The organism is Bacillus sp. GMa5/1 (genome assembly GCF_050172015.1).
In the GTDB taxonomy this organism is placed as follows: Bacteria; Bacillota; Bacilli; order Bacillales; family Bacillaceae_G; genus Bacillus_A; species Bacillus_A cereus.
The window spans coordinates 1-2,087 of sequence record NZ_JBNLYC010000360.1; the positions used below are offsets into that span (position 1 = coordinate 1).

The following is a 2,087-nucleotide window of genomic DNA, read 5'->3' on the forward strand; positions in this document are numbered from 1 at the left end:
ATTCCAAGAAAATATCTGCTTGCTCAAAAGTAACACGGTTCCTTTGAGCTTTACTAGAATGAAAACGAACCATAGTAGTTAAGCCCAAAGAATCACTTCGAAAAGGTTTCTCTTTTGTACCTCCAATGACATTCGTGTTCTTTATATGGTCCCATCCACCAAGTGAATAGAAATGAATTAATGATGGTTTACAAGTAAATATACTAATATCTGGTGTATTTCTCTCAATATACAAGGCTGCTTCCTTTATTAATTTTAAGCCGTATCCCTGATTACGGTAAGCTGGATTAGTCAGGACCTCACTAAGACCAAAAGCTTTATATTTTTGACCGTGATGTTTTATATATTTACATGGAATTCCGACATGACTAATTACTACATTATTTTCTACGAGAACTAAAGAAATTGAATTTGTATCTTGAGTATCTGGCCATTGTTTATGCTTATTATTTTGATAATATTCCGGCCAAGTTTGATGCATGACAAGGTTAATCTGTTCTTTCAAATCAGGAGGACAATGTTTTTGAGAAATGCTTAATAGCTTCATGTCCAGCTCAACTCCTCATATATTTAAACATTAATTTCCTACTAAAAAAGTTGTTTCTAATTAAGCTTTTCTTTTATTTTCTTTGGAATATCGTCTTTTTCAATTTTTTTGTAGCTATTAATTAAACTAATTTTATTAGGAACTTTCTTGTTAGCGTCCTTATCTTCATCTGCGTCAATCTCTAAATAAGTACCCTCAGTAATGGATTTCTTATCCTGTGTTGCAAATGAAATTTCTTTTTCCGTTCCATCATCTTTAAATCCTTGTAGCGTATAACTGGATGTCGTAGGATCAAGTTCTCCTTGTACTTTTACATAGTACGTTTCTGAGGATAATTTCCCGATCATACTGCAGCCTGTCAATACACTATTGAACAGGATTCCAGTTGTACAAATAGCTAGTATACGTTTTTTCATGTTTATTCTCCTTTTGTTGTGATGTCTCAAACAGATTACAGGAGAAAGATACAATTACATATTGGTTTACCTTACGTTTATCTTACATTTTTGTCACCTTTAAAATAAATTAGAAGATAAGAAGAACATCTATCCTTTTACACATACAGTCACTATTAAAAATAGTTAAAATTTAATTCTTAGAGGATATTTTACGTGTGAAAAATGGAAGTTAGGAATGATTACCGCTCTTCTTGTATTTACTGTACTTACATACCTAGTCTATATAAAAGAAAAGCTAATAAATTAACCTAAATGTGAGGAGAGCATACAGGACAAAACAAAAAAATTTAACGCACCTACTTCCAAAATAACAATCGATTTTTCTTTTCTAAAGAATGATAAACGGATTGTTGTGCTTGGTGAAAGTACTCATGATATCTCGGAAGTTAGAAATTTTCGAGATGTTTTTTACATCTAATTTATAGAGCGAAAAGGATAGAATCTTTTAGTGATGAGAATGGACTTATTCTTGTATTAAGTGATTCAAAAACATTTAAAGAAAAAAGGCGCCTTTTCAGGTGCCTTTTTTCTTTACTATTCTAGCCACTCAGGTATTGTGTAGTTCCCCTCAGAGAAAGCTTTTAATGTATATTTAGTTGTTGTTTGTGATCCACGTTCTTTAGCAACAACTTTTATATAGTAAGTTTGGTCCTTTTTTACTTTATATGTGAAATCTTCAAGACTTGAAGTTTTTTCAGCTTCTGACTTAGCTAACACTATGCCTTTTTCATCTAACAAATATAAATTATAGTCATTTTTCGTCCAATTTTTTATCGCTAAACTAAAATATGCAAGATTTGTTGTTTTCGCTTTAAATTTATAAACGTCTACTTTATCTCCCTCTGTATCAAAATTACCAAAAACGACTCCATTCAAACCAAAATCATCAGCTGTTTCCAATGTATTATTAGGTTCCCATTCTTGATATTCATACAAATCTTCTGTTTTTAAATCAGCTGAAGCAACATTACTTAACCCAAATCCAACTATTAATACAGTAGCTGCAGATACTATTCCCATTCCTACTTTTTTAAACATAAACTCATCCCCTTTATCTCTTTTTTATTACACCTTAAATATAG

At 31.2% G+C, this 2,087-nt stretch carries 3 protein-coding genes; all 3 read right to left on the reverse strand.

From position 1 onward, the window contains the following. The coding region (locus tag ACQGSG_RS28605) for a GNAT family N-acetyltransferase (protein ID WP_426948679.1) at window positions 1-547 on the reverse strand (547 nt) is incomplete at its 3' end. Between the two features lie 56 nt (window positions 548-603). Continuing rightward, window positions 604-963, reverse strand: a complete 360-nt coding sequence (locus tag ACQGSG_RS28610) for a DUF1093 domain-containing protein (RefSeq protein ID WP_426948681.1) — start codon at window positions 961-963, stop codon at window positions 604-606. 576 nt (window positions 964-1,539) lie between these two features. Beyond that, window positions 1,540-2,043: a PPC domain-containing protein gene (locus tag ACQGSG_RS28615; RefSeq protein WP_426948683.1), complete on the reverse strand. Its 504-nt coding sequence runs from the start codon at window positions 2,041-2,043 to the stop codon at window positions 1,540-1,542. Window positions 2,044-2,087: the final 44 nt, after the last annotated feature.

Coding starts and splice junctions, on each gene's coding strand:
- ACQGSG_RS28610 (WP_426948681.1), bottom strand. CDS start 963: ATGAAAAAACGTATACTAGCTATTTGTACAACTGGAATCCTGTTCAAT.
- ACQGSG_RS28615 (WP_426948683.1), bottom strand. CDS start 2,043: ATGTTTAAAAAAGTAGGAATGGGAATAGTATCTGCAGCTACTGTATTA.